We start from the raw sequence: 25,730 nt of genomic DNA, 5'->3' as shown, positions 1-25,730 counted from the left end.
TTGCCCGCGGAGCCCATCGGCACCGCGTTGGGGAGGTTTGTGTCAATGAAAAGGCTGTTCGCTCGACAAAAAACGCTGTATCTGGGTCTCCTCGCCGCACTGATGGTGACCTCCTTGCACGCGCAAACCACGCAGGACGCACCGGACAGTGGCCCGAGTGCGAACTGGGCTGATACGTACACGACCTCGCAGCAGGACAACAGCGCCGCGGACGCGTCGGGCGCTTCGACGACGCCCAGAGCAACGTACAAGGAACCGGCGCTCCCCCGCCCTGACTGGGCGCAGAGCCTGATCGACGATGGCATCAACATTCGCGCCAGCCTGGTCGATCAGTACGCCAAGAACACCACGGGCGGCGTCGCACAGGGCAGCCACAACGTGGGCCAGTTCTACGTCGGCGCGGATCTCGATCTGGCCAAGATGCTGGGATGGACGGGATCGACCTTCCATTTCACCGTGTATCGCGATTACGGGCTGAGCCTCAATGCGCTCGTCACCGGCACGTATACCAAGCAGCAATACATCTACAAGAACCCGTATACGCGCTGGCACTTGGGCTTGTTCTCGTACGAGTACAAAGGCCTCGATGATCGCCTGGATATCCAGGTCGGCCGCCTGGGCAGCACCACTTACTTCGGCCACCTGGTGGTGAACTGCCAGTTCACGTCCGCCAACAGCTGCGGCGAGCCGCGCATGCTGGTTTCCGAAACCGGCCTCAGCCTGCTGCCTTCGGCCACCTGGGGCGGCAACGTGAAATACAAGACGACCGAGAACACCTATGTCGACGTGGGCGCGTTCGAGGTCAATCCCACCGTGCAACCGAGCAATGGCCTGAACTGGGGCATTGAACATGCCACCGGCTATACCGTGCCCGTGGAATTCGGTTGGGTGAAGAGCGACCCGCGAGTCGAGCAGTTTCCGTTCGAGCTGAAGGGCGGCGCGTATGTGAGTACCGCACCCTTGACCGACATCAACCTCAACACGCGCGGCCAGCCGCTGGGCATCAATGGCGGCACCGCTGCCACCGATCATCACGTGCGCGACGGCATCTACCTGATGGGCGACAAGGTCATTTGGCGCCCCGATCCGAATTCGCCGCGCAGCTTCAACGTGTTTGGCGGTTGGGTGCAGCAGCTGGAGCAGCAGGAAATCATGCGCCAGCAGATCTATGCCGGCTTCGTCATGACCGGTCCGTTCGCGTCGCGTCCGTACGACACGCTGGGCCTCAATGTTTCCGAGTTCGAGTTGACCACGGCCGAACGCGCGTTTCTTGCCGAAGAGCGCGCCAAGCTGGGCGGCAGTGGCTGGAATGCGCGCCATCAGACGGCGGCCGATCTCACCTACAGCCTGCATCTGGTCAAGGGATTCGAGCTGATGCCGAGCCTGCAGTACATCGTGCATCCGGACAACTCGGCCATTCCCAAAACGTCGGTGCTGCCGAAGAACCTGCTCGTGTACGCCATTGGCCTGCGTGTGGACATCGGTGTGCTGATGGGCTTCAAGCCGGCCGCGGCCAACGATTGATGATGTGAAGAGGATTGACTATGTCCGTCGTGGTAACCCGTATCGAACGCGCTGACGCCAGCGTCATTGATGGCCTGGCCCACGCCGGCGTGGCCACCGTGCATGAAGCGCAGGGCCGCAGCGGCCTCATGCATTCCAGCCTGCGACCGATCTATAGCGGCGCGCGCATCGCGGGCTCGGCGGTCACCGTGCTCATGCCGCCGGGCGACAACTGGATGCTGCACGTGGCGATCGAGCAGTTGCGCGAAGGCGACCTGCTCATCTCGGCCACTACCAGCCCGTGCGAAGACGGCTACTTCGGTGACCTGCTGGCCACCTCAGCCAAGGCACGCGGCTGTCGCGGACTGGTCATCGATGCGGGCGTGCGCGACGTGCGCGATCTCACCACCATGGGCTTTCCCGTGTGGAGCCGCGCAATCCATGCGCAGGGCACGGTGAAGGAGACGCTGGGCTCGGTCAACGTGCCGGTGGTGTGCGGCGGCGCGCTGGTCAATCCGGGCGACGTGGTGATTGCCGATGACGATGGCATCTGCGTGGTGCCGCGCGCTACGGCGGCACTCACGCTCGGAAAGGCGAAGGAGCGCGAAGCGAAGGAAGAAGAAAAACGCCTGCGCCTCGCCGCCGGCGAACTGGGTCTGGACATCTACGACATGCGCGAGCGCCTGGCGTCGAAAGGGCTCACCTATGTCTGAGCGGGCCCCGTTGATCATCGATTGCCATGGTCACTACACGACCGCGCCGAAAAGCCACGATGACTTCCGCGCGGCGCAGCTGAAGCACTACGACGATCCGTCGCAACCGCTGCCGCTGTATCCCGACATCTCCGACGACGAGATCCGCGAGAGCGTCGAAGCCAACCAGCTGCGCCTGTTGCGCGAACGCGGCGCGGACATGACGATCTTCTCGCCGCGCGCCAGCACCATGGCGCATCATCTGGGTGACGAATCCGTCAGCCAGGTATGGACGCGCCATTGCAACGACCTGATTGCCCGCGTGGTCGCGCTGTATCCGGAAACCTTCATCGGCGTGTGCCAACTGCCACAGTCGCCCGGTATCACCTTCACGCATTCCATCGCCGAACTGGAGCGCTGCGTCAACGAACTTGGCTTCGTGGGCTGCAACCTCAATCCCGATCCATCGGGCGGTCAGTGGAACGGCCCGCCGCTGACCGATCGCGCCTGGTATCCGTTCTTCGAAAAGATGGTGGAACTGGACGTGCCGGCGATGATCCACGTCTCCGGCAGTTGCAACGCGAATTTCCACGCCACCGGCGCGCACTACATCAATGCCGATACCACGGCCTTCATGCAGTTCCTGGAAGGCGACCTGTTCAAGGATTTTCCCGACCTGCGTTTCATCATCCCGCACGGCGGCGGCGCAGTACCGTATCACTGGGGACGTTACCGCGGCCTGGCCGACATGCTGAAGAAGCCGCCCCTGGGCGAGCACGTGATGAAGAACGTCTACTTCGATACCTGCGTGTATCACCAACCGGGCATCGATCTGCTGTTCCGCGTGATCGACATCGACAACATCCTGTTCGGCTCGGAAATGGTCGGCGCGGTGCGCGGCATCGACCCCACCACCGGCCACTACTTTGACGACACGCGCCGCTACATCGACGCCTTGCCCCTTGCCGCCGAAGACCGGCACAAGGTCTATGAAGGCAATGTTCGCCGCGTCTATCCCCGCCTGGATGCGCAGCTAAAAGCGCGCGGCAGGTAAGTCATACGTGCTGAAATTCGGCGTTCCCGATGGCTGTCTCGGTGGGCGCGCGGCATTGCGCGCGCCATCGAAGCGTTCTACGTGATCAGTGCCTGGCAAGCGTCCGGCGACAGAAAGGCCTCGATGTGGCCCACGAACTCATCGGGGGATTCGATATTCATGAGATGTCCCCCTGTGACGATCCTGAGTAGCGATCCCTCGATTCCTTCGGCCAGTTCCTTTGCGCCGGCAAGCGGCGCTAGACAGTCCTCGTCGCCGCAGATGATCAACGTGGGCGCGTCTATTCCGGAGAGGCGCTCGCGCCCGTCAAATGCAAGAAGCGCGTCAAGCAGACGAAGCCAGTCTTCGCGGGACTGCTCTCCTTCCTGGTCTTCCGGATAAGCCACGTAGGGCAAGGAACGCGGATCGGACAGGAAGGTCATGGAGAACAACCACGGCAACACGAGGCCATAAAGTTGTTTCGCGGACGCACCGTCCCGATAGACCCATCCGATCGCCTCGAGGAAGAGACGCGCCTGGGGATTGGTCGCTGCAAACGTGGCAGCCAGGACAAGACGCTCGACGCGGTCCGGCGCGGCGAGTGCCAGCGCCTGGGCCACGACGCCTCCCATGGAGAATCCGACCACATGCGCCGACGCTACGTTGGCATCGTCGAGTACCGAGATGATGTCATCCGCGAGATCTTCGATGGAGAACGCAGCCGACGCACCGGGAGACCGTCCGGAACCTCGAAGGTCGACCGCCAGGACCCTGAAACTCGCGGCTAGAGCCTTCTGCTCCACCGCCCAGAACTGCGCCTCGCCACCGAGGCCATGGATAAGCACGACGACAGGTGCGCCGACGGCGGGACCCTCTTCGATCCAGTGAATGCCTTTTCGAGAAGTGAATGAACGGGGCACGTCATGTCCTGAGTGAAATCGTTGAACCAACCGTGTCGCCGCGAGCCGCGAACATGACACGGGAAAACGTGATCGCCGCCAGCAGCAGCGGGCGCGTGAGACCACGCTTGCGGTACCTCGCCGAGGTAGTCATCGGGCGGCTATCTCGGTGGTGGCTGGAACCGGCTGGCCCGGCCGCGCCACGGCGTACATCTCCCAAGCCATCTGCTTCAGCAGCGCGTTCGGGTCATTGCCCTGTGCGTACAGGTCCATGTGCGCCTTGTTGGGAAGAAAGCGGATATCGGCGTGTGCATGCAGGCTGTCTAGCACGAGCTTGAACTTGTGCACGGCGCCATCCAGATACCAGGTGTCGTCCGTGCCCACCGCAATGTGGATCTTGCCGTCGAGATTGGCCTTGAGCGCTGGCCAGTTGGCTTGCACGTAATGCGCCATATCGTAGTGCGCCACCCAGTAGTCGCGCACCTGAGGATCGACCTCGCCCGTATCCCGATCGAACAACTTCATGGGCGTGCCATCGACATTGCGCGGCGAGAACACCCATTCGTAGGACGACAGTTGCCCGCCATACGGACCAAGCACCTGCTCCAGCCGCGCGGCATCCGCGAAGGAGCCTTCCGCATGGAAGTGGACACGATCGATGGGCCATGGCGTGCCATCGGGCCGATGATTGAGGTTCACCTTCGGCGCGTAGAGGTTGACGCCGGAAAAGTCATGGAAGTCCACCGGATCGGGCGACGTGGACCAGGTGCCGCCGAATACCGTCGGGTAATGCGTCTGCAACCACAGCGTGGCCCATCCGCCCGACGAGTGACCGGTGAGAAAGCGGCCCTGCACCCGACCGTCCATGCGATAGCTCGCTTCGAGATAGGGAATGAGTTCATCGACGAGTGCGTGGCTCCAGGGCCCGTTGTTCACCGAGTCGGCAAACTCATGCGTACCCGTGGGACTGGATTGGTCCAGGAATACCCAGATCATCGGCGGCATGCTGCCCTGCTTCATCGCAAGGTGCACGTTGACCACGTCGTCGACCAACGTGTTTTCGTCGCCGCCGTAACCGTGCGTGACATACACCGTGGGATAGCGACGTGCGGGCGATGCGTCGTAACCCGGCGGAAGCAGCACCCATCCGCGCATGGTGATGTCGCGACCCCAGAATGCCGACAGCAGCGCACTCGTGCGCTCCAGTTTCACCGTGTGCCTTCGTGCGTCGGCCGCATCGGCGCGCACGGCCGGGCTCTCCCATGGCAGGGACCAGGGCTCGTCGCGCGCATGCACGGCCACCAGCTTCAGCACGGCCGGCGTGATGGCGGGAAGCGTCACGCTCACCACGGCGCTGATGAGATCGCCCGTATCGCGCCCGCTGTAGTTGTAGTTGTGATCCTGATCGAGCACCGCCTGCAACAGGTATTCGCCCGGCGGCAGATGCGAAAAGCCGGTGGGAAAAGCGAGGGCGTCGGTATCGATTTCAACTGTTTGCCCGGGCGCCAGCCGCGCGATTTCGCGAGCCGCCACGGCGGCCTTCGTCGGATGCCAGGCATCCGCATCGACCGACGTCACCACGCCGCCGGGCGCCGCTGCTCGCGCCGCCTGCGCAGGCGTGGCGAACAGCAGCAAGCGACCCGATACCGGCTGGGTGGCGGCGCCATCCAGCTTCACCAGGAAGATGGGCGGCTCGCTGCGGGCCTGCCATTCCAGTGCCTCACGCACTGACACCATGGCCACCACGATGAGTGCGATCAGGCTGGCCGCCAGGATTCTCCAGCGCTCTCGCCACCATGCCAGTGCGCCGCTTTGCTGTGCAGGGATGCTCATGGTCAGGACATCAGCGAGGCGACGCCATGCAGGGAGTCGAGCAGGCCCGACACACCACTCCAGAAGATCTGCACGCCGATGCAAAAGATGACGAAGGCGAACAGCCTCATCACGACCTGGGTGCCCACGTCGCCAAGAAAGCGTTGCAGTCGACAGGCGTAACGCACACAGAAGTAGATGCAAAGACTCAGCAGGATCAGCGCCACGCCTACGCCTGCCACGTGTACGGGCAACGGCCCTTCCTTGGGTGAGCCGGTGCCCAGCGCAATGGCCACGGCGATGGCTCCCGGCCCCACGGTGAGCGGCAAGGTCAGCGGGTAGAAGGCCTGCATCCGCAAGGTCATGCTCCCGCCTTCCATGCCCTCGCGGTCACGCGCGTCGTCATTGCGCGACTGCAACAGCTTCCAGCCGGCTACGGCAACGATGATGCCACCCGCCACGCGCAGCACCGGAATCGAAATGCCGAAGAATGCCAGCACGTAGGCACCCAACAGCAGCGAGAGGGTGAGGAGAATCACGCTGTTGAGCGTGATGTTGCGCGCCAGTTCTGCACGCTCCATCTCGGTGGCATGCGGCGCCATGCTGAGCACGATGAAACCCACCACCGGCGGATTGATGATCGGCAGCAGGCTGGCAAGGATGAACAAGGTGGTCTTGACGAATTCCTGCAACATGGCAGCGGCAACGGTAAGGATGTGTCGCCATACATGCTGAGGTGTCCGGCCCGCGCGGGCTTTCCGGTTGCCACGCGGCCTTTCGAAAACGAACGGTGGGTGCGCTCGCGTCGTGTGTCGAACGCATCAAGGGCGGGCTTCTCGTGCGAATTGGAAAAGCTGCGTGCAGACAGGAAAGGAGGCGAGAAGCGCGATGTCTAACCTGTGCTCGCAGGCCATCGATACGCAGGCGGCAGCCTCCATGCGCGGCCGCGCGAACATCCCAGGCGACAAGGCGAATCGTTCGCCGACATTCCTCCGTTCAGCCATCCACACGAGTTCATCATCATGAAGAAAGCACTGTTCATCGGCATCATCCTGGGTGCCGCCTCCACCTTCGGCTGCGCCACCATGGCCCAGCAAGGCGCTCCTTATGTCGACATCGGTTACCGCCACGGCAACCTGCGCAATGCGCAGGAGCACATCGTGCAGGCGTGGCAACTGGTCAGCGATGCGCAGGTCGACAACGACTCCCGCCTGGGCGGCCACGCCGCACGTGCCAAGGAACTGCTGAGCGACGCGAACGAAGAGCTTCGCCTGGCCGCGGACGTCGCCAACGAGCACGGTCGCTAAGGCAAAGGCATCCACGCGAACGCCCGGCACATGTCGCCATGTGCCGGGCGTTCGCGTGTGTGGGCTCTGTCGATGCAACAAAAACGCCGCGCCGGCCGGGGCGGACGTGGCTTTGCTTCGTATCAGGCGGCAGCGTTCAACAGGTCGTCGAGCACGATGCCGTTCTTCGCACGCGTGAGCTGGTCGTCGGGCACATGCCCACGCCGTTCCAGATCCACCAGCGCCAGGTTGATGTCCACGAAAGGCCGCATGCGCTGCTCGTACGCAGCGAAAGCCCGGGCGACATCATCCGGCGTCCGACCCAGCTCACCCGCCAGCACCAGCGCACCGACCAGCGCGAGACTGGTGCCCTGCCCCGAGAATGGCGATGCACAATGCGCAGCATCACCCGCCAGCACGACGCGGCCCTGCGACCACGACGGCATGTGTATCTGCGCCAGCTCGCCGTAGTAGAACTGCGAGGTGTCACGCATGGCGTCGATCAGCGGCAGAAAGATGCCGCCAAGATGTGCCGACTTGGCCGCGACCACGGCTTTCTGCCCAGCCACGTCGTCTCGCCCTACCTGCACGCCCTCGCTGCCGAAGCCCACGCTCACACGCAACTGCTGGTGATCGAAGCTGGGATAGATCACGCAGCCCAGGCTCTCTTCGCGATGGATGAGCTGCCAATGGTCGAGGCTGATGAGGTTGGGCGTGGTGAACAAGGCGAGCACCACGCCCAGTGGCTTCACGCATGCATCCTCATGACGAAAGGCGAGCCTGCGTACGTTGGAGTACACGCCATCGGCACCGATCACCAGATCGAAGCGACACTCGGCTGCGTGCTGGAACGACACGGTAACGCCATCGGCATCCTGCGTCAGCGCGCGAACGCTGTCGCCCCATATGTATTCGACGCGGCTGCCGGCCTTGTCCATCAGCAGCTGGCACAGGTCGTCGCGAAAGATCTCGATGTCGGCGCTGTCCAGCCGCCCGGCGCTGAAAGTGCGCTCCTCGGTGCGTTCGATCTCGTTGCCCTGGCTGTCGACGGTCGACATGCCACGCAAGCGCGTGCGTCGGTCGGCAATGGCATCGCGCAGGCCCATGGCCTTAACGACGTCCAGCGCCACGCCACGAATGTCGACCGCCTGGCCACCCGCCCGCCATTCGGGCGACCGCTCCACCACGGTGACGCGAAAGCCCGCGTTGGTCAGCCAATACGCCAGCGCCAGACCGGACACGCCGCCACCTGAAATAAGTGCATGCTTGTTCATGGTTCACTTGCCTCGCATCGAAGGGAAGTTCTTTTGCGGGAATCGATCAGCCGGGATATTCTAGGCGCCTGCGGCGCCATTGCATCGGCGTCACCTGCTCCCAATGCTTGAACACCGTGGTGAAGTGCGCCTGCGTGCGGAAGCCGGCACTGAGGGCCACATCGATGAGCGTGCGTGACGCGTCCATCAGCAAGGTCTTCGCATGCTGGATACGACACTGCAGCAGGTAGTGATGCGGACGCAGGCCGGTGGCGGCGCGAAACTGCGCGGCAAAATGCATCGGCGACATACCGGCCGCCGACGCCATGTCGGCCAGGCTGATGGCATCGGACACGTGCTCCCGCACATAGGCGATCACACGGTGCAGGCGCCAGCGCGGCAAGGTGTTGCGTGCGCTGGCCAAGGGCGTGTCGCGCGAACGCAGCACGCCGATGCGCGCCTCGATCACGTCTACCATGTGACGAAAGAAAGCGGTGTCCGACTCGCCTTGCGCGGAATTGAGCAGCATCTTGGTCAATTGAAGCAAGGTTGTGTCCACCGACGCATCGAGCAGCGGCATCGCCGTGGGCGATGTTTGTTCGCTCGTACGATGACGCCACCGCGATGCCGGAATGCATAGCACCAATCCTTCGTGCGCAACATGCCATTCCGTGCGCACGATCTGCTGCGCATGGCTCACATGCATGCCGCCCTCGACCATGTCGCCCAGGCTCACCCATTGCGTGCCCAACAGCACGGACAGCGAACAAGGCGCCAGGAAGATGCGCACCATCACGGTGTGCGCCGGTGTCTGTTCGACCTGCGCGTTCGGCGTGTCCATGCCCTGGCGAAGCACGAGCACAGTGACTTCGTCCGCGTTTCGCGGCGCGACGACATCAATCTCGGGCGAGTCCACTGCCGGGCCCGACCATGTTGAACGGGTCGGCGTAGCGGGTAGCTTGGTTATAGCGGGCGATTTCAGCGCGGTGTGCATGTCGGTCTCCCCACCGGCGGAAGGGCCGGTGACGCTTTCTCGGGTCGGATCGTCCCTTGGCGAGGGATGGTGGAAGCGGTGGTGCGACCTGCTCGGCGGTCGCCAATCTTTACGTTGTCTAGATAGGCTAGAAGCGCCGGAAGCCCTTGTCAAGAAAAATCTTTACAGTGGTAAGATGCGCCTCATGAAAGCGACCCCGTACCACCATGGCGCCCTTCGTGACGCCCTTCTCACCGCGGCCGAGACCATTCTTCGGCGCGACGGCCTGCTCGCCCTCACCTTGCGTGCCGCCGCGCGCGAGGCAGGCGTGTCGCACGCGGCCCCGGGCTACCACTTCGGCGACCTGCCCGGCCTGCTCACCGAACTGGCGGCCATGGGTCTGCGGCGCCTCTCCGCGCAACTGAGGGACATCAAGAGTTCGCCTGAGCGTCGGGTATGGGATGCCGCCCGCGCCTATCTTGCGTTTGCGCGCGCCAACCCCGCCCTGTTCCAGTTGATGTTCCAGTCCGACCGGCTGCAAATGGAGAGCCCGTCGCTCCTCGAAGCGCGCACCGAAGCGATGCAGCAACTTGCCCTCACGCGCGGCATCGAGGACGCCAGCCCGACGCTGGCGCAACTGGGTTACGTCACCGGCGGTTGGGCCATCGTGCATGGCTTCGCCATGCTGTTGCTCGACGGACGCCTTACGCCGTTGCTCGCCGGCATGCCGCCCGGCAGCACGCCGGAAGACCTGTTCGAAGCCATGCTCGCTTCCGCGGAAAAAGGCCTGATTGGCTACAGCTGATCATGCGCTGCATGCACCGAATGTCGCCATTCGATGCATGCGTGCACAAAGGAAGCACGCCACCCGCATTCCTGCGTCGCGTTCCGACGGTCAGGGGAGAAATCCGCGGTGGTGCGAACGTGCGCGTGGCGCGTTGCACGATGGTGCGGATGCATGCAGTAGCGATCCTTCGAGCGACCGGGATCGGGGTGAAATCCCATGGGGGCAGATCGTCTCGAGAAATCGCGCGGGCCAGCCAATCCGTGTGCCAGGCCCCTGCATGCACGTTCGCGCAGGAATGCGGTGGGTGCATGCATAGCGTGACGAAATGATCATCTGCTGGATTTTCGAATCGCACGACCCGCTTTCAAAATGAACGATCACGCGATCCTTTGATCAGGTCGAACGCGACGCATGCTCTACGCCCAGGCCATGGCGCTCCAGAATGGCGTACAGGTGCTGCCACCAACAGCGACGGTCGGCGGCACTATCCAACGGCGACGGCACCAGCGGCAGACATTCGAACGCCCGCCACACGTCGTCCGGCGTTGTGCCGTGCAATTCCAGCAGGCTGAGGCGATTGTCCAGCTCGCTGAAGGGCGAAAGCTGGCACGGCGATGTCTTCTTCATGCGACCCATGGCACGGCTCCCTATCGAAAGATGGGGCCACGTTAAGGCGCGCGCCGCGTGCCTTCTTTTCAACGCCCGCACCGTTTTGTCGATTGGCACGATCGCGTGCTGACTACGTCATGCACCACAGGCGTGGCATTCGAGAAATCGCGTTGCGAACGTGGAAAATTTCTCCAGCGCATCGCGCGACCATCGCATCGACGCACGACAACCACCGTGCGCGAGGATCACGTATGTCCTGGTATAGGGTGTTCAGTGGCGACCTGCTGATCGGCTGGTCGATGCTCGAAGCCGGTGATCGCCTGAGAGCCACGGCGTTCGGCAACTTCGTGGCCTCCCAGCACTACAACCGCCTGCAGCCGGATTTCATCGCCTGCCGTGAAGACGATCAGGTGCTGATGGGGCTTCACGTCGTCGGCAATGATGGCAAGTTGCAGGCCGTCTCCGTGCACATCGCCGACTACAGCGACTACGGCGAAGGCATCTCCATTGCGGTGTACGGCATCTCGGAGCCGCCCTTCGATCAGCTCTTCCCCTGCAGCTGATTCGGCCGTCCGAACGTCCGCTGTTTCGTAAAGGCACGATGGCGTACTGCCCAACGGTGGCGCCTGCCCGTGACAGCCCCGATAATTCCTGCATTCGCACAGGGCGCCTGCTGAGGTGCTTGGCCATCGACAGGAGCGCCATCGTGCAATTCCGGCATTTGCGCTATTTCGCCAGGATCGTGGAAGCGGGAAGTTTTTCCCGCGCGGCAGCGCTCATCCATATTGCCCAGCCCGCGCTCAGCAAACAGATTGCCGAACTGGAAGACGAATTCGGCGTCACCCTGCTCCACCGCAGCGCTCGTGGCGTCACGCCCACCGCGGCCGGCGAGGTGCTTTACCAGGAAGCGATCAAGCTGATCCGGCAGGTGGATGATCTTCCCGCCGTGGTGCGTTCGGCGCAGGGCGATATCCAGGGCGTGGTGTGCTTCGGCATGGCCTCCACCATGGCGCCGGCGCTCACCGGCAAGATGATGGAGATCTGCCGCGCGACCTTGCCCAAGGTGACGCTGCGCTTCATCACCGGCGACAGCGAGACACTGCGCGACAAAGTGGCTTCCAACGCCATCGACCTGGCCATCGTGTTCGAGAACGCGCCGGAAGCCGGCTTCACGCGCGACGTGCTGTTTCGCCAGCGCCTCTATCTGGCCAGCCGCAAACAGGGCAAGGCGGAGAAATCCACGTCGCTCGCCAGGATCACCCAACTGCCGCTGATGCTTCCCACGCCCACCAATGTGTTGCGCAAGGCGCTTGATCGCGAACTGGCTGCGGCAGGCCTGCACGTCGAGCCCGTAGCCGAATCGGATCTGTTCGACGTGGTGCTCTCGGCCGTCGAAACCGGGCTAGGCCACGCCATTCTTCCCAAGGGCGACTTCACCGACATGCCGGGGCATGCGGACATCGCCACCACGCCGATCGAGCCGCCGATCTATCTCACCGCATGCCTGATCACTTCGCGCGACAAACCGCTGACGCGTGCGGCCGCCGCCATCGAGGCCCAACTGCTGGGCTTTCTCCGCAGCCAGGCGGGCCAGTCCGCGTTCAAGGGCGCCGAATGGGTGGACGCCGAGCCATAACCGCCGGATATGCCCGCATAGCGAAACAGTATTTTCTTTCGACGCGGCACAAGCACACACTCTGCTGCAACGCACAAGCAAGGCCCTAGCCGCACCGCTTCCGCTCGTCCTCTCTCCTCCGGAATCCGCCTGCCAGGCGCTTCCCGACCCTTCGATTCCTCTCATTCGAACCAGCCCTTCCTCGGCTGGAACGGAGAAGTCATGTCTACCGTTGCCCCCACCCGCAGCTTGAACAAGGCGCTCGCCGCCAAGGCCCACTCCGCCACTCGCGCCCTGTTGGACCGCTGCGCCAGCAACGCCAGCTGGAAGCAGACGAGCCTGCTGGCCGATCCCTCGACGATGCAGGCCAGGGCGTCCGTCTCGACGCACGAGGAACCCACGCCGATCACGTGGGAAGCCACCACGCCGCAGAACTCTTATGCGGTGTTGCTGTTGCTCGACGACGCACGCCTTTCGCTGCGCAGCGATGCCCACGCCTTGCAGGAACGCGCCTGCGATGCCGGCTCCTACTACGTCAGCCGTCCCGGCGAATCAGTAAGCGTGCATTGCCCGGGTACGTGCCGTGCGCTGTACGTGGCTGTGCCGGTGCAGTTGTTCTGGTCGGCCGACGAAGCGAGCCGCGCGTGCTTCTCCATCGGTCCCGCCTGCGATGTCCTGCTGTTGCAGCTTGCCCGCACGCTGCTGGAGATGCATGGCGAAAGCCGCGAACAGGCATCGGCTGCGCAAGTGATGGAACTGTTCGTGGATCGCCTCCGTCACCTGCGCGCGGCAGCCGCACCGCTGGCCTGCGCCGTCAAGAAGACCGTGCTCCCGCATTGGAGACTGCAGCGCGTCGACGCCTACGTGAAGGCGCATCTGTCCGAACACATCACCTTGAACGACATGGCCGCCGCCGCGGGTTTGTCGCCGATGCACTTTGCCGCGCAGTTCCGTGCCGCCACTGGCTTTCGTCCGCATCACTACCTGCTGCTGTGCCGCATGGAACACGCCAAGCAACTGATGGCAGACATGCCACGCTCCATGCTGGATGTCGCTCTCGAAGTGGGTTTCCACACGCAGGCGCACTTCACTACGGTATTCAAGCGTCTCACCGGCAAGACACCCAGCCAGTGGCGCTGCGATGCTCTGCGGTCGCAACACGTTTAGACGTCCACGCGACACCGCCGTCGTGCGAATCGGAAAAAACCACGGTGCAACGGAAAAGGTCGCCCGAATCGCACGCCTAACATGCATGCATCGGCCGTCCCCACGGCGGCTCCCCAACCCCAAGGCATGTCGCCATGAACACGTCACTCGCGCCGCGTCGCAAGCCGCTCATCCGGCGCGTCACGCGTCCGGCACGCAACACGCTGAAGCGCATTCGCGAACGTATCCTGGACAAGGTCTGGCGCCGAAGCATGACGCGGCGCGGACATGCCTGGCTCGGCGATGCGCTAGCCGCCGCGGCACCGTTGTGTCCGCACGCATCGGTGCCGTACCGCTCAACCACCGCGGCGATGGGCAGCGACGATCCCGAAGGCGCCATGCTTATGGGCACCGGCAGCAACCTGGCGGCCCAGCTCGACGCCATCGACAGTCACTTCGTGAAGGACATTCTGGTGCGGCGCGCCGCCTGCGCCATGGCATCGCTCCATCATGACGGCGGCTATCTCGGTTATGCGCGGGCCGAACACATGGAAGTGATGGGCAACGAGGTGGGCTTCGCGGAACTGGACTGCGATGCCTGCGATGCGCTGGACATCGCCACCGCGCAAACGCGCGACTGGTGGCTGTTCACCGCCAGCGTGGCACCGCACTACGAAGAGCGCGCCAACGACCTGGCGGCCATTCTCTTCCGCGCCATGCGCGCGTTGCCGGAAGCGTCCACCGAAGCACTCCGCCAAACCGCAGACAGCCTGGTCGCACTCGAACATCCGTGGTGCAGGTACCTGGGGCGAAACGTCAGGGCCATGCATACCGCCGTACTCGCCATCCGCGTTCGCCATGCGTGGAAGGTTGCACCGCCCTCGTCCGTGCATGCGCTGTCGGCGCGTCCCAATCACGCCTTGCTGCGTTACCTGGACCTGCGCTGAGGAACGCGCCGCCGCGCCCTGCACTTCACCAACAAGTCGTGCAAACTTTCAAACCGGCTCGATGTAGCGCAGCAGCAAGCGAGCGCTCTCCCTGCCCTGCCAGTCGTTGATGACCAGTTCGTATGCGGCACGCAGCACGGCAGGCGGCGGCGTGCCTTCGTAGGCGTTGAACATCACGGCGTCGTGCACGGAACCATCGCGCGGATCGCGCAGGCTCAAGCGCAGGTGGCGTTCGCCCATCACGCGCCAGGTCGCGCATTCGAATACGTTGTCGAACACGGGCTCGGGAAACGCCTGCCCCCAGGGGCCGGCCGCACGCAGCTGACGCGCCAGTTCCAGCGTTGCCGCACCGGGCGGCAGTTCGCCGTCGGTATGCTGCACGGCCTGCAGGTGGTCGTCGTCCAACCATTCGCGTGCGATGGCGTCGAAGGCTTCGGCAAAGCGCGGATAGTCCTCCGTACGCATGCTCAAGCCTGCCGCCATCGCGTGACCACCGAAGCGTGCGATCAGGCCGGGATGACGCGCGTCGATCATCGCCAGCGCATCGCGGATATGAAAACCGGCAATGGAACGTGCGGAACCGCGCAGTTCGTCCGGCATGTCTTCACTGGCCGGCGCAAATGCGATCACCGGGCGGTGCAGTCGCTCCTTGAGCTTGGAGGCCACCAACCCAACCACGCCGGCGTGCCAGCTCGGTTCGAACAGGGCCACGCCCACGGCATCGATGTCCGCCGTGCGCGACACCATCACTTCCGCCTCGGCCACCATGGCGGCCTGCAGTTCGCGGCGTTCCTGGTTGATGGAGCTGAGCAGGTCGGCGTAACGACGGGCTTGCACCGCGTCGTCGGTCAGCAGGCATTCCACGCCGATGCGCATGTCTTCGAGTCGACCGGCCGCGTTGAGGCGCGGACCAATCGCATAGCCAAGATCACTCGCGCACAGTGCCGACACGCTGCGTTGGCTGGCTTCCACCAGGGCGACCACGCCGGCGTGTCCACGCCCGCTGCGCACGCGACGCAGACCTGCCTCCACCAGCACGCGGTTGTTGAAATCCAGCGGCACCAGATCGGCCACCGTGCCCACCGCCACCAGGTCGAGCAGCACGGAAAGATCGGGCTCGCTACCAGCGGTAAATACGCCCTGCTCCCGCAGCGACGCGCGCAACGCGAGCAGCAGGTAGAACATCACGCCCACGCCCGCCAGCGCCTTGCTGGGGAACGTGTCGCCGCCAAGATTGGGATTGACCATGGCATCAGCGGTGGGCAACTGTTCGCCTGGCAGATGATGGTCGGTGACGATCACGCGGATGCCGCGCGCCTGCGCAGCCGCCACGCCAGCGATGCTCGCCACGCCGTTGTCCACGGTAACGATGAGTTGCGGCGTGGGCTGCAGCGATTCGACCAGCGCCGGACTCAAGCCATAGCCATGCACGAAACGATTGGGCACGGCGTAGTCGACGCGGCGAGCACCCAGCATGCGCAATCCGCGCACGGCCACGGCGGTGCCGGTGGCGCCGTCGCAATCGTAGTCGCCGGCGACCAGGATGGACCAATCGTCGCGAATCGCTTCCGACAACAAGGCGACGGCCTGCTCGATGCCGCCCAGTTGCTGTGGCGCGAGCAGGCGCGCCAGTCGATACTCCGCACCCAGCGGCGACAACACGCCACGCGCCGCGAACACTTGCTGTAGCACCGGATGGACGTCCATTCCCCAACCATCGGGAACGCCCTGCGGCACGCGTCGACGCAGGTTCACGCGCTTCATGCGCCGCTCCCACGCCAGAAGCGCAGACGGTGCCATGGGCGATGCAGCCAGCGCTCGCCACTGGCGAAGCCGAGTTCGAGCGCGTGCTGTTTTGCCAGCGCGAGCAGGCTGGGCATCCAGCGCTGTGCGATATCGTCCACCGGAAGATCCTGCAGATCGATCAGCATGCCCGGCACGGCGGAGGATACGGACGATGCCGTGCGCTCGACCGCAGGAATGCCCGCGCGCTTAGCCAATGCCGTCAGCAAAAGATCGTCGCCGATGACGCCCATGAGCGACGTGTGCACCGAGGCCGGCAGCACGCCACCGCCCCACAGCCACAGGTGATTGACCGGCGGCAAGCCGCGCTGGCGTCGCTCGGCATTGAGTGGATGCTGGTGCAGGATCACCTGCACGTCGTTGAGCAGGATGCGCCACCGCCGCCCTTCCGCGCCTTGCGGCAGGTGGTAGTACAAGTCTTCGCCCAGCGCCTGCTCAGGCGCAGCGAATTCAGGCACAGGAACATCAGCCGGCAAACGCACATGCCAATGGTCAGGTGAGGACACCATCAGCGCCATGCCGGCTTCGTCGAACAAAGACATCAGGGGTTCGGCCAGTGCCCGGGCCTCTTCCATCGACAACTGCATCTGGCCGCAGGCGAGCAGGCGCGCACCGTTGAGGTCGGGCTGCACCCAGGCAGGATCGGCGCACAACCACGGATCGCTGCCGGCATCGCCCGCGATCAGTTCGCGCGTGAGGGCGCCGGCAGGCAGCGCGTGGCGAAGATCAAAACGTTCACCAAGGCCCGCCATGTAGCCGCGCGCGCCGTCGGCCAGGCGATCGGCCTTGCGCAGCAAACCGTGCAATGGATGATCGGGCGCGAATCGGGCGAGGTTCGGCAGCCAGACATCGATGGCGTGATGAGCCGGACCGTTCATCGCTGCGCTCATGCCTCAAGCTGTTCGTAGAGTTGCAGCCACTCGACTTCGAGCGTTTCCTTCTCGCCGCGAAGTTCGGCCTGGCGCTGACCCAGTCGCATCATCTCCGCCGTGGGGCCGTTGTAGGTGGCCGGATCGGCGAGCTTGGTTTCTAGCGTAGCCAGTTCGCCTTCCAGCGTGGCAATGCGCGTCTCGATCTTTTTCACGCGCTGACGGGTGGCCTTGTCGTTGTCACGCTCGGCAGCTACGCGGCGGCGGCGCTCATCGGGCGTTTCCACGCGCTCGACGGGCTTGGCTTCCTTCTCCTTGTTGCGAGCCTTCTTCGCTTCCGAGCCGCGGCTGCGCAGCCAGCGCGCGTAGTCGTCGAGGTCGCCATCGAAGGCCTCCACACTGCCGTCGGCCACGCGCCAGAAACTGTCGCTGACCATGCCGAGCAGATGGCGGTCATGCGACACCAGCACCAGCGCGCCGTCGAACTCGGCCAATGCATAGGCGAGCGCTTCGCGCATGTCGAGATCAAGATGGTTGGTCGGCTCGTCGAGCAGCAGGAGATTGGGCTTGTCCCAGGCGATCAGCGCCAACGCGAGTCGTGCGCGCTCGCCGCCGGAGAACCCGTCGACCGATTCGAACGCGCGGTCGCCGGCGAAATTCCACGAGCCCAGGAAGTCGCGCAGCGACTGCGCAGCGACGCCGGGCGCCTTGTCTTGCAGATGATCGAATGGCGAAGCGCCTTCGCGCAGGCTCTCCACCGTGTGCTGCGCGAAGTAGCCGATCTTCAGGTCCTTGTGCGACTTGCGCTCGCCCGCCAGCGGCTGCAATTCGCCCACCAGCGTTTTCACCAGCGTGGATTTGCCGGCGCCGTTGGGGCCGAGCAGGCCGATGCGCTCGCCCGCTTCCAGGCGGAAACGCACGTTGCGCAGGATGGTGGTCGGCGCGGCGCCGTTCTCGCCCGGATAGCCGGCGTCGACGTCTTCGATCTGCACCATCGAATCGGGCAGGCGATCGGGTACGGCAAATTGAAAACGGAACGGACGCTCGGCACGCACTGCTTCGGTGCCGGCAAGTTTCTCCAGTCGCTTCACGCGCGACTGCGCCTGCTTGGCCTTGCTGGCCTTCGCCTTGAAGCGATCAACGAACGATTGCAGATGCGCACGCTCGGCCTGTTCGCGCTCATGCGCAATCTGCTGCTGGCGCAACTGCTCGGCGCGCAGGCGCTCGAACGCGCTGTAGTTACCGGTGTAGAGCTTGGCGCCGCCATCGTTGAGATGCAGCGTGTGGGTGATCACGCCATCGAGGAATTCGCGGTCATGCGAAATCACCAGCAAGGTGCCCTGGTAGCGGCGCAGCCATTCTTCCAGCCACAGCACCGCGTCGAGATCGAGATGGTTGGTGGGCTCGTCGAGCAACAACAGCTCCGAGGGCGCCATCAGCGCGCGGGCCAGGTTCAGGCGCACGCGCCAGCCGCCTGAGAATTCCTTCACCGGCGTCTCGTGCGTCTCGGCCGCAAAGCCCAGGCCGTGCAGCAGACGGCCGGCGCGGGCTCGCGCGTCGTAGCCGTGCAGTTCTTCAATGCGATGGTGCGCGCGCGCCATGGCTTCGGTGTCGCCGCGTGCCTGCGCATCGAGTTCGTCGCGCAATGCCTTGGCCAGTTCCTCGTCGCCGCCCATCACATATTCGATGGCCGGGTCCGGCAGCGACGGGGTTTCCTGGGCCACCGAGGCCATGCGCAGCTTGGCCGGCAGGTCCAGGTCGCCGGCGTCGGCTTCCACCTGGCCCTGCAGGGCGGCGAACAGGCTGGACTTGCCGCAGCCATTGCGCCCGACCACGCCCAGCCGCCACCCGGTCTGGATGACCAGGTCGATGTCGGAAAGCAGCAGTCGGCTGCCACGGCGGAGAGCGAAGCGACGAAACGAAATCATGGAGGGAGCCTAAAGCCTGTTCAGTGCCGTTATACGGCCTGCGCGGGGCAGGCTCGTGGGACCGGGCATCATGCCCGCAGCCGCCCATGATAGCGGCCCGCGCGTTCTAATCCTCACGACGAATGCCCACGCCGTCGCAATCGCCGCAGATTCGCATGGATAAGGCCATGCAGTTCTGCTACAACGACGCGGCAACGCCTTGTGCGGAGAGGGGAACCGTGAACAAGTACGGAATCAGCAAGTTCAGCATCAGCCTGTCCATCGCCCTGCTGGCCGCCAGCTTTGGCGCACCGGTGGTCGCCCATGCGGACAGCCTGCTCGTCAACCGCGTGCAGCAGGAAAAGGATATGGACCTGCCCGGCCGCGGCATGAGCATGGCCGAGGTGGAGAAGAAGTACGGTGCTCCGCAGCGCAAGCTCTCGCCCCGTGGCGGCGACAGCGACAAGCATCCGGTGATCAACCGCTGGGATTACGCGAATTTCATCGTGTATTTCGAGAAGAGCCATGTGATCCACGCCGTGCTCAACACGCCGGCAGGCAACAACACCAATCCCGCTTCGGTCAACTGACCGGCGCGAAGGTTTTACCGGCGCGGCTCGTGGAAACACGGGCCGCGTTCTCTTTTCCGCCCTGTCACGTCGCATCGTTTACACTCTGCGCCCTTCATCGCCTGCCCCTGCGGCCTGGCGACTGTCCCCGCTGCTAGAGAACCGCCTACGATGATCGACCACAGCCTTCGCCTTCCGGCGGAATGGGAGCCGCAATCGGCCGTTCTGATCGCCTGGCCGCACGCCGGCACCGATTGGGCCGACCGCCTGGCCGACGTGGAAACCACCTATGTGGCGTTGGCGGCCGCCGTGACGCGCTTCCAGCCGCTGATCATCGTGGTGGCGGGCAACGAATTGCGACTGCGCGTGCAGGCGTTGCTCAACGGCGAAGGCGTGGATCTTTCCAAGATCCGCTTCGTCGAGCTGCCGTACGACGACACGTGGCTGCGCGACTCCGGCCCGATCACGCTACGTGGCGACGGCGGCCAGTACCAGCTCACCGATTTCCGCTTCACCGGCTGGGGCGGCAAGTTCGGCGCCGAGCAGGATGACGCGCTGATCGCCGGCCTCGTGCAGGAAGGCGTGTTCGGCAAGGCCAAGCACAAGCGCATCGACTGGGCACTGGAAGGCGGCGGCATCGAGAGCGATGGCGTGGGCACCGTACTCACCACCTGGCGCTGCCTGACCCAGCGCCACCCGGAACAGTCGCGCGAGCAGATGACTGAAATCCTGAGCGACAGCCTGCATGCGCAGCGCGTGCTGTGGCTCGACTACGGTTACCTCGAAGGCGACGACACCGATGCGCACATCGACACGCTGGCGCGCTTCGCGCCCGGCGAGCGCATCGTCTACCAGGCGTGCGACGACAGCAGCGATCCGCACTACGACGAGCTCAAGCGCATGGGCGAGGAACTCGCCGCGCTGCGCACGCCCGAGGGCAAGCCGTACACGCTCTATCCCCTGCCCTGGGCCAAGCCCATCGTCGACGAAGGCCGCCGCCTGGCCGCCTCCTATGCGAACTACCTGATCGTCAACGATGCCGTGCTGGTGCCTGCCTATGGCGACATCGCCGACAACGAGGCGGCGCGCATCATCGGCGAAGCCCACCCGGGCCGCGAGGTGGTGCAGGTGCCCTGCCGCCCACTGATCTGGCAGAACGGCAGCCTGCACTGCATCACCATGCAGTTGCCGGCCGGCATCGTCTGAACGCCGGGCTGGTGGAAACTGGCCCGAGGCACACCATATAGGTGAATCGTCGCCCGCCCCGGAAACCGGGTCGGTCGGCCGTATCCGTTAGACTCTGCGATCTGCTCCCCGGCAGCCTTTTTCCGAGACCCCACGATGACCCGCAAGACCCTCAAAGTCGCCCTGCTGCAGGAAACCGACCGCGGCAGCCGCGATGCCAATCTCGACGCCATTGAGGCAGGGCTGCGCGACGCCGCGGCCCAGGGCGTGGAACTGGTGCTGCTGCAGGAACTGCACAACGGACCGTACTTCTGCCAGCGCGAGTCGGTGGACGAGTTCGACCTGGCCGAGACGATTCCGGGCCACAGCACGGCGCGCATCGGCAAGCTGGCCGAGGAGCTGAAGCTGGTGGTGGTCGCCTCGCTGTTCGAAAAGCGCGCCACCGGCCTGTATCACAACACGGCCGTGGTGTTCGACCGGTCGGCCGCCATCGCGGGCAAGTACCGCAAGATGCACATCCCCGACGATCCGGCGTTCTATGAGAAGTTCTACTTCACGCCGGGCGACATCGGCTTCGAGCCCATCGACACGTCCGTGGGCCGCTTGGGCGTGCTGGTGTGCTGGGACCAATGGTATCCGGAAGCCGCGCGCCTGATGGCGCTGGCCGGCGCCGACCTGCTGCTCTATCCCACCGCCATCGGCTGGGATCCGCAGGACGACCAGGCCGAGAAGGATCGCCAGCGCGAAGCCTGGGTTACCGTGCAGCGCGGCCACGCCGTCGCCAACGGCTTGCCGCTGCTGTCGTGCAACCGCACCGGCTTCGAGGCGGACAAGGCCGGCGTGACCAACGGCATCCAGTTCTGGGGCACCAGCTTCGTCGCTGGTCCGCAGGGCGAATTCCTGGCGCAAGCCGGCGTCGATGGCCGCGAGTTGCTGATCACCGAGGTGGACATGGCTCGCAGCGAACACGTTCGCCGCATCTGGCCGTTCCTGCGCGATCGCCGCATCGACGCGTACAGCGATCTGCTCAAGCGCTTCCGCGACTGAAACCCACAACGGCGCGACGCCGTCGCGCCCATGCCTCTCCATGCAGTCTTTGCCTGCGCGACACCGACACCACGCATGAGCCAGACCGATATCGCCGACTCCCTGCCCGCCGTACTGCACGACCAGCCGATCGAGCGCGTGACGCGCGACGGCGTGGAATACGTGGTGCTTGGCACGGCGCACGTATCACGCACCAGCGTGGAAGCGGTGGAAGCGCTGCTGGCGCATGAAACCTTCGATGCGGTTGCCGTGGAGTTGTGCGACAGCCGCGCGCAGGGCATGCGCGATCCGGATGCGTTCAAGCAGATGGACCTGTTCCAGGTGATACGCCAGGGCAAGGCCGGCATGGTGGCGGCCAGCCTGGTGCTGTCGTCGTTCCAGAAACGCCTTGCCGAGCAGTACGGCATTCAACCTGGCGCGGAAATGAAGGCAGGCATGGATGGCGCCGATCAACGCGGCGTTCCCGTGTGGCTGGTGGATCGCGAAGTGGGCACGACGTTGCGCCGCGCCTGGCACAGCGTGGGTTTCTGGCAACGCTTCGGCCTGATGGGCGGCCTGATCGCCAGCGTGTTCGAACGCGAGAACATCCAGGAAGCCGAGATCGAAAAACTCAAGCAAGGCGACATGCTGGAAAGCGCCTTCAGCGAGTTCGCCACCAATTCCGCGCCGCTCTATCGCGCACTGATTGCCGAACGCGACGCATACATGGCAGCGCGTCTGCGCGAACAGGCCACGCAGGCCAGTTTCGGCGAAGGCCGCCGCGTGCTGGTGGTGATTGGCGCGGGCCACCTCAAGGGTTTGTGCGAACAATTGCGCACCCAGCAAGGCGATCCTGCAGCGGAAGCGGCAACGCTCTCCGCCGCACCGCCGAAAGCGGCATGGCCGAAGTGGCTTGCGATCGGCCTGGTGCTGGCCGTGTTCGTCGCCATCGGCTTCGCCTTCCATCGCAGCCCGTCGTTGGGCACGGCCGCGTTGCGTGACTGGGTGCTCTACACCGGCGGTTTCTCCGCCATAGGCGCCATCATCGCGGGCGCGCATCCGCTGAGCGTGCTCGCCGCATTCATTGCAGCCCCCATCAAGCCGTTCCGCCCGGGCATTCCGTCAGGCGGCATCAGCGCGATGGTGGAAGCCTGGGTGCGACGCCCACGCGTAGCCGATTTCGAAACACTGCGCGACGACATCGGCCACTGGCGCGGCTGGTGGCGCAACCGCGTCGCCCGCACCCTGCTCAACTTCTTCCTGGTGAGCTTCGGCACGATCATCGGCGAGTACACCGCCGGGATTCATATCGTGAAGAGCTTGCTTTAAGCGCTAACTGAGCGTTCCCGCGAGCACCCGCCCTCTCCCACAAGGGGAGAGGGAGAGGTGATGCGCACCGCGAACAGCGGCTTTAAGTCCTCAGCGATTCGGGCGCGTTGCGCAATGTCACTACGCGCCCCTGGGGTACCCTCCGATGGAGATCCCACGCGACGTTCCTCTACCGTTCGTGCTCGTATTCAACACGATGCTGCCAGCTCTTGGGGCCATTCTCTTTGGGTTACTTTTCTCTTGGGCCAGCAAGAGAAAAGTGACTCGGGCGGCGGCAGCCGTCCGAAGCGCCCGCCGCGTAGGCGGCATGCTGGCAGCAGCGCTGCAAAAATAGCGACCAGCGCACCGCGACAATCAAATGCAAAGTCACTGGATTCCTGCTCTCGCCCCCTTTGGGGGTTCGCAGGAATGACGAGCAAGTGATGGCACTGAGGTGGTGAGCGAAAGTCAGTGCTTGCCCAGCGCCTCATCAAGCACCCCCAGCAACTCCTCATTCCGATCCAAACTCTGCTCCCAATACATGACCCCACCCAACCCCTTAGCCTTCACGAAGGCAGCCTTCGCGCGCAGCGATTCCGGGTCCTCGTAAGTCACGAACGTGCGCGTCTTCGCATTCCACAGATACGGCGCCTGCGCCTTCGCATCCCAGTGCCGCACATAGCCGTTCTTGTCGATATAGCTGGCCACCAGCTCCTGCCACGACGGACTGCCCACGTACTTGGCGTACTTCTGCTGCAAGCCGTCGTGCGCGGGATCGACGCCGGCAAATGCACGCCCGTAGAACGCCGCTCCGAGATTGAGCTTCTTCGCCGGCACGCCGGCCGCAAGGAACTGCGCCACCGCCTTGTCGCCCGCACGATCATCCGACGGAGCGATGTCCGGCAGATGCAAACCCGCATGATGGCCGGTGGTCGGCGTCAGGCTGTTGTGGAAGTCGTAGGTCATCAGGTTGATCCAGTCGAGCGAGCGCGACACGCGTTCTAGCTCGATGCCCGACACGAATTCGCCGTCGGCGGCAGCGATGGTCAGCAGATAGTGGCGGCCCTGGTGCGCGGCGCCCAGCTTGTCGAGGCGAGCGCGCAGCGTTTCCAGCAAGAGGCTGAAATTGCGCTTGTCCTCGGGACGGTGGCTGATGCCGGGGCCAGGCAGCGTGGGATATTCCCAGTCCAGGTCCGCGCCGTCCACGTCATATTTCTCGATGAAGGCAGCCACGCTATCGGCCATGTGCTCGCGCGTAGCAGCCGTAAGCGCCACATCGGAAAAATAGTCCGCGCCCCAGCCACCGATGGAAACGATGATCTTGAGGTTGGGGTTGATCTTGCGCAGCCCAGTGAAGGTGGCGAGCGTCTGGTCGGCGGTGGGGCTCGAGAACGACACGTCGCCCTTGGCATCGACCCGCGCAAAGGCATAGTTGATGACGTCGAGCTTCTGCGCGCTCACATGAGGCAGCGGCTTGGCGTCGCCCACGTATCCGACGATGCGGTAATCTGCCGCAGGGGGTGCGGTCTGCGCCCCGGCGATGTTCCATGCCGCGCCAAACGTCATCGCGACGGCCAAGGCGATCTTCCATCCACGGCGATTTCCCGCTTTGCCAAGCCTTTCTTTCATGGTTTGCCCTTTGCGTGTGTCGTTGCGCATCGCCGGTCCGCACATGCGCCTGCCCCACCACTTTGAGGCCTTGCACTGATGGGAATCAGTGGCTTGCGACATGTTGTCCGTTCGTGAACGCTACGACTATACTTCTTCGGACTTTCACCATGTACCAGCCGGAATCGTGGGGACGATGCTGATGACTCGACTGCAACTGCTTGGCCTGACCGTGGCCGCAGCTCTTTTCGCCACTGCCAGCGTGCATGCCGAGGGTGATAAAGCTGCCGGACGCAAGTTGATCTATACGTGCAATGGTTGCCATGGTGTACCCGGCTACGCCAACGCGTATCCGAACTATCCGGTGCCGCGCATCGCCGGCCAGAACCAGCAATACATCATCAGTGCACTGCACGAATACAAGGCCGGCGAGCGCAAGCATCCGACCATGATGGCCCAGGCGCAGAGTCTGTCCGACCAGGACATCCAGGACATCGCCGCCTACCTGTCCAGCCTCGCCAAGTAAGCCAAGGACCCGAACGCATGCATCGTGCACTCACCCTGCTTTCCTTCGGCGCCGTCTTGGCGTTCGCTTCCACCCAGTTGCTGGCCGCGGGCAACATCGAGAACGGCAAGCAGAAGGCTGCCGCATGCTTTGCATGCCACGGCACCGACGGCAACTCGATCGATCCGCAGTACCCGCGCTTGGCCGGCCAGTACAACCTGTACCTCCAGCAGGCCCTGAACGAGTACAAGACGGGCCAGCGCGACAACGCCATCATGAAGGGCTTCGTGGCGCAGCTGTCGGACCAGGACATCCAGGATGTCGCCGCCTACTTCTCCAGCCTGCCGACCAAGCTCGATACGCTGCAAGGTCATATCCAGGGCGACAAGTAAGCG

Annotated in this window: 25 protein-coding genes; 15 read left to right on the top strand and 10 right to left on the bottom strand. The window is 64.3% G+C overall.

All coding sequences use genetic code 11. From position 1 onward, the window contains the following. Positions 1-45 precede the first annotated feature (45 nt). The 3 genes from ABIC75_RS20255 to ABIC75_RS20245 are packed head-to-tail and all read left to right on the top strand — an operon-like array spanning position 46 to position 3,249. Positions 46-1,524, top strand: coding sequence for a carbohydrate porin (locus ABIC75_RS20255; protein ID WP_354015697.1), 1,479 nt, complete (start codon positions 46-48; stop codon positions 1,522-1,524). 20 nt (positions 1,525-1,544) lie between these two features. Beyond that, positions 1,545-2,216: a 4-carboxy-4-hydroxy-2-oxoadipate aldolase/oxaloacetate decarboxylase gene (locus ABIC75_RS20250; RefSeq protein WP_354015696.1), complete on the top strand. Its 672-nt coding sequence runs from the start codon at positions 1,545-1,547 to the stop codon at positions 2,214-2,216. Positions 2,217-2,226: 10 nt separating this feature from the next. Next, entirely contained in the window at positions 2,227-3,249 is a 1,023-nt protein-coding gene (locus ABIC75_RS20245; protein ID WP_354015784.1) for an amidohydrolase family protein, read from the top strand. Positions 3,250-3,326: 77 nt separating this feature from the next. On the opposite strand, the gene ABIC75_RS20240 is transcribed toward ABIC75_RS20245, so the two are convergent. The 3 genes from ABIC75_RS20240 to ABIC75_RS20230 form a co-directional block, all read right to left on the bottom strand. After that, a complete protein-coding gene (locus ABIC75_RS20240) occupies positions 3,327-4,148 on the bottom strand; it encodes an alpha/beta fold hydrolase (RefSeq protein WP_354015695.1) in 822 nt (273 codons plus the stop codon). Positions 4,149-4,277: 129 nt separating this feature from the next. Beyond that, on the bottom strand, positions 4,278-5,864 hold the full coding sequence (locus tag ABIC75_RS20235) for an alpha/beta hydrolase (RefSeq protein WP_354015783.1): 1,587 nt from the start codon (positions 5,862-5,864) through the stop codon (positions 4,278-4,280). A gap of 98 nt (positions 5,865-5,962) precedes the next feature. Further along, the gene (locus tag ABIC75_RS20230) at positions 5,963-6,634 is read right to left on the bottom strand and encodes a MarC family protein (RefSeq protein ID WP_354015694.1); all 672 of its coding nucleotides are present in this window, start codon (positions 6,632-6,634) and stop codon (positions 5,963-5,965) included. Positions 6,635-6,961: 327 nt separating this feature from the next. Here ABIC75_RS20230 and ABIC75_RS20225 point away from each other — a divergent pair, with 327 nt between their 5' ends. Then, positions 6,962-7,246, top strand: coding sequence for a hypothetical protein (locus ABIC75_RS20225; protein WP_354015693.1), 285 nt, complete (start codon positions 6,962-6,964; stop codon positions 7,244-7,246). A gap of 122 nt (positions 7,247-7,368) precedes the next feature. On the opposite strand, the gene ABIC75_RS20220 is transcribed toward ABIC75_RS20225, so the two are convergent. Together ABIC75_RS20220 and ABIC75_RS20215 are read right to left on the bottom strand one after the other, a co-directional pair. Continuing rightward, positions 7,369-8,499 carry an FAD-dependent monooxygenase gene (locus ABIC75_RS20220; protein ID WP_354015692.1) on the bottom strand — a complete coding sequence of 377 codons (1,131 nt, stop codon included), beginning with the start codon at positions 8,497-8,499 and terminating at the stop codon, positions 7,369-7,371. A gap of 46 nt (positions 8,500-8,545) precedes the next feature. After that, entirely contained in the window at positions 8,546-9,472 is a 927-nt protein-coding gene (locus tag ABIC75_RS20215; RefSeq protein ID WP_354015691.1) for a helix-turn-helix transcriptional regulator, read from the bottom strand. 184 nt (positions 9,473-9,656) lie between these two features. On the opposite strand from ABIC75_RS20215, the gene ABIC75_RS20210 reads away from it, so the two are divergent. Beyond that, entirely contained in the window at positions 9,657-10,256 is a 600-nt protein-coding gene (locus ABIC75_RS20210) for a TetR/AcrR family transcriptional regulator (RefSeq protein WP_354015690.1), read from the top strand. Between the two features lie 375 nt (positions 10,257-10,631). Here ABIC75_RS20210 and ABIC75_RS20205 read toward each other — a convergent pair whose 3' ends face one another. After that, positions 10,632-10,874: a hypothetical protein gene (locus tag ABIC75_RS20205; RefSeq protein ID WP_354015689.1), complete on the bottom strand. Its 243-nt coding sequence runs from the start codon at positions 10,872-10,874 to the stop codon at positions 10,632-10,634. Positions 10,875-11,098: 224 nt separating this feature from the next. Here ABIC75_RS20205 and ABIC75_RS20200 point away from each other — a divergent pair, with 224 nt between their 5' ends. From ABIC75_RS20200 to ABIC75_RS20185, 4 genes are all read left to right on the top strand, one after another. Next, positions 11,099-11,410 carry a hypothetical protein gene (locus ABIC75_RS20200; RefSeq protein WP_354015688.1) on the top strand — a complete coding sequence of 104 codons (312 nt, stop codon included), beginning with the start codon at positions 11,099-11,101 and terminating at the stop codon, positions 11,408-11,410. A gap of 143 nt (positions 11,411-11,553) precedes the next feature. Further along, on the top strand, positions 11,554-12,483 hold the full coding sequence (locus ABIC75_RS20195; RefSeq protein WP_354015687.1) for a LysR family transcriptional regulator: 930 nt from the start codon (positions 11,554-11,556) through the stop codon (positions 12,481-12,483). Between the two features lie 201 nt (positions 12,484-12,684). Beyond that, positions 12,685-13,629, top strand: coding sequence for a helix-turn-helix transcriptional regulator (locus ABIC75_RS20190; RefSeq protein WP_354015686.1), 945 nt, complete (start codon positions 12,685-12,687; stop codon positions 13,627-13,629). Between the two features lie 134 nt (positions 13,630-13,763). Beyond that, positions 13,764-14,555, top strand: a complete 792-nt coding sequence (locus ABIC75_RS20185) for a hypothetical protein (RefSeq protein WP_354015685.1) — start codon at positions 13,764-13,766, stop codon at positions 14,553-14,555. A gap of 48 nt (positions 14,556-14,603) precedes the next feature. Here the strand turns inward: ABIC75_RS20185 and recJ are convergent, their stop codons facing one another. From recJ to ABIC75_RS20170, 3 genes are read right to left on the bottom strand one after another with little or no spacing between them, the layout of a single operon-like run. Continuing rightward, entirely contained in the window at positions 14,604-16,319 is a 1,716-nt protein-coding gene (gene recJ / locus ABIC75_RS20180) for a single-stranded-DNA-specific exonuclease RecJ (RefSeq protein ID WP_354015684.1), read from the bottom strand. Beyond that, positions 16,316-17,248, bottom strand: a complete 933-nt coding sequence (locus tag ABIC75_RS20175; RefSeq protein ID WP_354015683.1) for a phosphoglycerate mutase — start codon at positions 17,246-17,248, stop codon at positions 16,316-16,318. The genes recJ and ABIC75_RS20175 overlap by 4 nt, the downstream gene beginning before the upstream one ends. Further along, positions 17,245-19,155, bottom strand: coding sequence for an ABC-F family ATP-binding cassette domain-containing protein (locus tag ABIC75_RS20170; RefSeq protein WP_354015682.1), 1,911 nt, complete (start codon positions 19,153-19,155; stop codon positions 17,245-17,247). Before ABIC75_RS20170 ends, ABIC75_RS20175 begins: the two co-directional genes overlap by 4 nt. A gap of 233 nt (positions 19,156-19,388) precedes the next feature. Between ABIC75_RS20170 and ABIC75_RS20165 the strand changes: the two genes are divergently transcribed. The 4 genes from ABIC75_RS20165 to ABIC75_RS20150 all read left to right on the top strand — a co-directional run bounded on the left by ABIC75_RS20165 (position 19,389) and on the right by ABIC75_RS20150 (position 23,243). Further along, on the top strand, positions 19,389-19,724 hold the full coding sequence (locus ABIC75_RS20165) for a hypothetical protein (RefSeq protein ID WP_354015782.1): 336 nt from the start codon (positions 19,389-19,391) through the stop codon (positions 19,722-19,724). A 150-nt stretch (positions 19,725-19,874) separates the two neighbouring features. Beyond that, positions 19,875-20,909, top strand: coding sequence for an agmatine deiminase family protein (locus tag ABIC75_RS20160; protein WP_354015681.1), 1,035 nt, complete (start codon positions 19,875-19,877; stop codon positions 20,907-20,909). A gap of 135 nt (positions 20,910-21,044) precedes the next feature. Then, complete coding sequence (locus ABIC75_RS20155; RefSeq protein WP_354015680.1) at positions 21,045-21,935, top strand: carbon-nitrogen hydrolase; 891 nt, start codon at positions 21,045-21,047, stop codon at positions 21,933-21,935. 75 nt (positions 21,936-22,010) lie between these two features. Beyond that, the gene (locus ABIC75_RS20150; protein ID WP_354015679.1) at positions 22,011-23,243 is read left to right on the top strand and encodes a TraB/GumN family protein; all 1,233 of its coding nucleotides are present in this window, start codon (positions 22,011-22,013) and stop codon (positions 23,241-23,243) included. Between the two features lie 447 nt (positions 23,244-23,690). Here the strand turns inward: ABIC75_RS20150 and ABIC75_RS20145 are convergent, their stop codons facing one another. Continuing rightward, a complete protein-coding gene (locus tag ABIC75_RS20145; RefSeq protein ID WP_354015678.1) occupies positions 23,691-24,851 on the bottom strand; it encodes a glycoside hydrolase family 18 protein in 1,161 nt (386 codons plus the stop codon). Between the two features lie 181 nt (positions 24,852-25,032). On the opposite strand from ABIC75_RS20145, the gene ABIC75_RS20140 reads away from it, so the two are divergent. Further along, on the top strand, positions 25,033-25,356 hold the full coding sequence (locus tag ABIC75_RS20140) for a c-type cytochrome (protein ID WP_046971176.1): 324 nt from the start codon (positions 25,033-25,035) through the stop codon (positions 25,354-25,356). A 17-nt stretch (positions 25,357-25,373) separates the two neighbouring features. Continuing rightward, positions 25,374-25,727, top strand: coding sequence for a c-type cytochrome (locus ABIC75_RS20135; RefSeq protein ID WP_354015677.1), 354 nt, complete (start codon positions 25,374-25,376; stop codon positions 25,725-25,727). Positions 25,728-25,730 lie beyond the last annotated feature (3 nt).

Source organism: Dyella japonica (assembly GCF_040545895.1).
In the GTDB taxonomy this organism is placed as follows: Bacteria; Pseudomonadota; Gammaproteobacteria; order Xanthomonadales; family Rhodanobacteraceae; genus Dyella; species Dyella japonica_D.
Note: the sequence above shows the minus strand (reverse complement) of the source record. Positions and strands in the feature narration are given on the sequence as shown.

What these genes read in the sequence shown, in the direction of transcription:
- ABIC75_RS20200 (WP_354015688.1), top strand. Translation starts at nt 11,099, where the DNA reads ATGTCCTGGTATAGGGTGTTCAGTGGCGACCTGCTGATCGGCTGGTCG.
- ABIC75_RS20145 (WP_354015678.1), bottom strand. Translation starts at nt 24,851, where the DNA reads ATGAAAGAAAGGCTTGGCAAAGCGGGAAATCGCCGTGGATGGAAGATC.
- ABIC75_RS20230 (WP_354015694.1), bottom strand. Translation starts at nt 6,634, where the DNA reads ATGTTGCAGGAATTCGTCAAGACCACCTTGTTCATCCTTGCCAGCCTG.
- ABIC75_RS20225 (WP_354015693.1), top strand. Translation starts at nt 6,962, where the DNA reads ATGAAGAAAGCACTGTTCATCGGCATCATCCTGGGTGCCGCCTCCACC.
- ABIC75_RS20205 (WP_354015689.1), bottom strand. Translation starts at nt 10,874, where the DNA reads ATGGGTCGCATGAAGAAGACATCGCCGTGCCAGCTTTCGCCCTTCAGC.
- ABIC75_RS20185 (WP_354015685.1), top strand. Translation starts at nt 13,764, where the DNA reads ATGAACACGTCACTCGCGCCGCGTCGCAAGCCGCTCATCCGGCGCGTC.
- recJ (WP_354015684.1), bottom strand. Translation starts at nt 16,319, where the DNA reads ATGAAGCGCGTGAACCTGCGTCGACGCGTGCCGCAGGGCGTTCCCGAT.
- ABIC75_RS20220 (WP_354015692.1), bottom strand. Translation starts at nt 8,499, where the DNA reads ATGAACAAGCATGCACTTATTTCAGGTGGCGGCGTGTCCGGTCTGGCG.
- ABIC75_RS20235 (WP_354015783.1), bottom strand. Translation starts at nt 5,864, where the DNA reads ATGGTGTCAGTGCGTGAGGCACTGGAATGGCAGGCCCGCAGCGAGCCG.
- ABIC75_RS20215 (WP_354015691.1), bottom strand. Translation starts at nt 9,472, where the DNA reads ATGCACACCGCGCTGAAATCGCCCGCTATAACCAAGCTACCCGCTACG.
- ABIC75_RS20190 (WP_354015686.1), top strand. Translation starts at nt 12,685, where the DNA reads ATGTCTACCGTTGCCCCCACCCGCAGCTTGAACAAGGCGCTCGCCGCC.
- ABIC75_RS20135 (WP_354015677.1), top strand. Translation starts at nt 25,374, where the DNA reads ATGCATCGTGCACTCACCCTGCTTTCCTTCGGCGCCGTCTTGGCGTTC.
- ABIC75_RS20175 (WP_354015683.1), bottom strand. Translation starts at nt 17,248, where the DNA reads ATGAGCGCAGCGATGAACGGTCCGGCTCATCACGCCATCGATGTCTGG.
- ABIC75_RS20160 (WP_354015681.1), top strand. Translation starts at nt 19,875, where the DNA reads ATGATCGACCACAGCCTTCGCCTTCCGGCGGAATGGGAGCCGCAATCG.
- ABIC75_RS20170 (WP_354015682.1), bottom strand. Translation starts at nt 19,155, where the DNA reads ATGATTTCGTTTCGTCGCTTCGCTCTCCGCCGTGGCAGCCGACTGCTG.
- ABIC75_RS20210 (WP_354015690.1), top strand. Translation starts at nt 9,657, where the DNA reads ATGAAAGCGACCCCGTACCACCATGGCGCCCTTCGTGACGCCCTTCTC.
- ABIC75_RS20155 (WP_354015680.1), top strand. Translation starts at nt 21,045, where the DNA reads ATGACCCGCAAGACCCTCAAAGTCGCCCTGCTGCAGGAAACCGACCGC.
- ABIC75_RS20140 (WP_046971176.1), top strand. Translation starts at nt 25,033, where the DNA reads ATGACTCGACTGCAACTGCTTGGCCTGACCGTGGCCGCAGCTCTTTTC.
- ABIC75_RS20250 (WP_354015696.1), top strand. Translation starts at nt 1,545, where the DNA reads ATGTCCGTCGTGGTAACCCGTATCGAACGCGCTGACGCCAGCGTCATT.
- ABIC75_RS20255 (WP_354015697.1), top strand. Translation starts at nt 46, where the DNA reads ATGAAAAGGCTGTTCGCTCGACAAAAAACGCTGTATCTGGGTCTCCTC.
- ABIC75_RS20150 (WP_354015679.1), top strand. Translation starts at nt 22,011, where the DNA reads ATGAGCCAGACCGATATCGCCGACTCCCTGCCCGCCGTACTGCACGAC.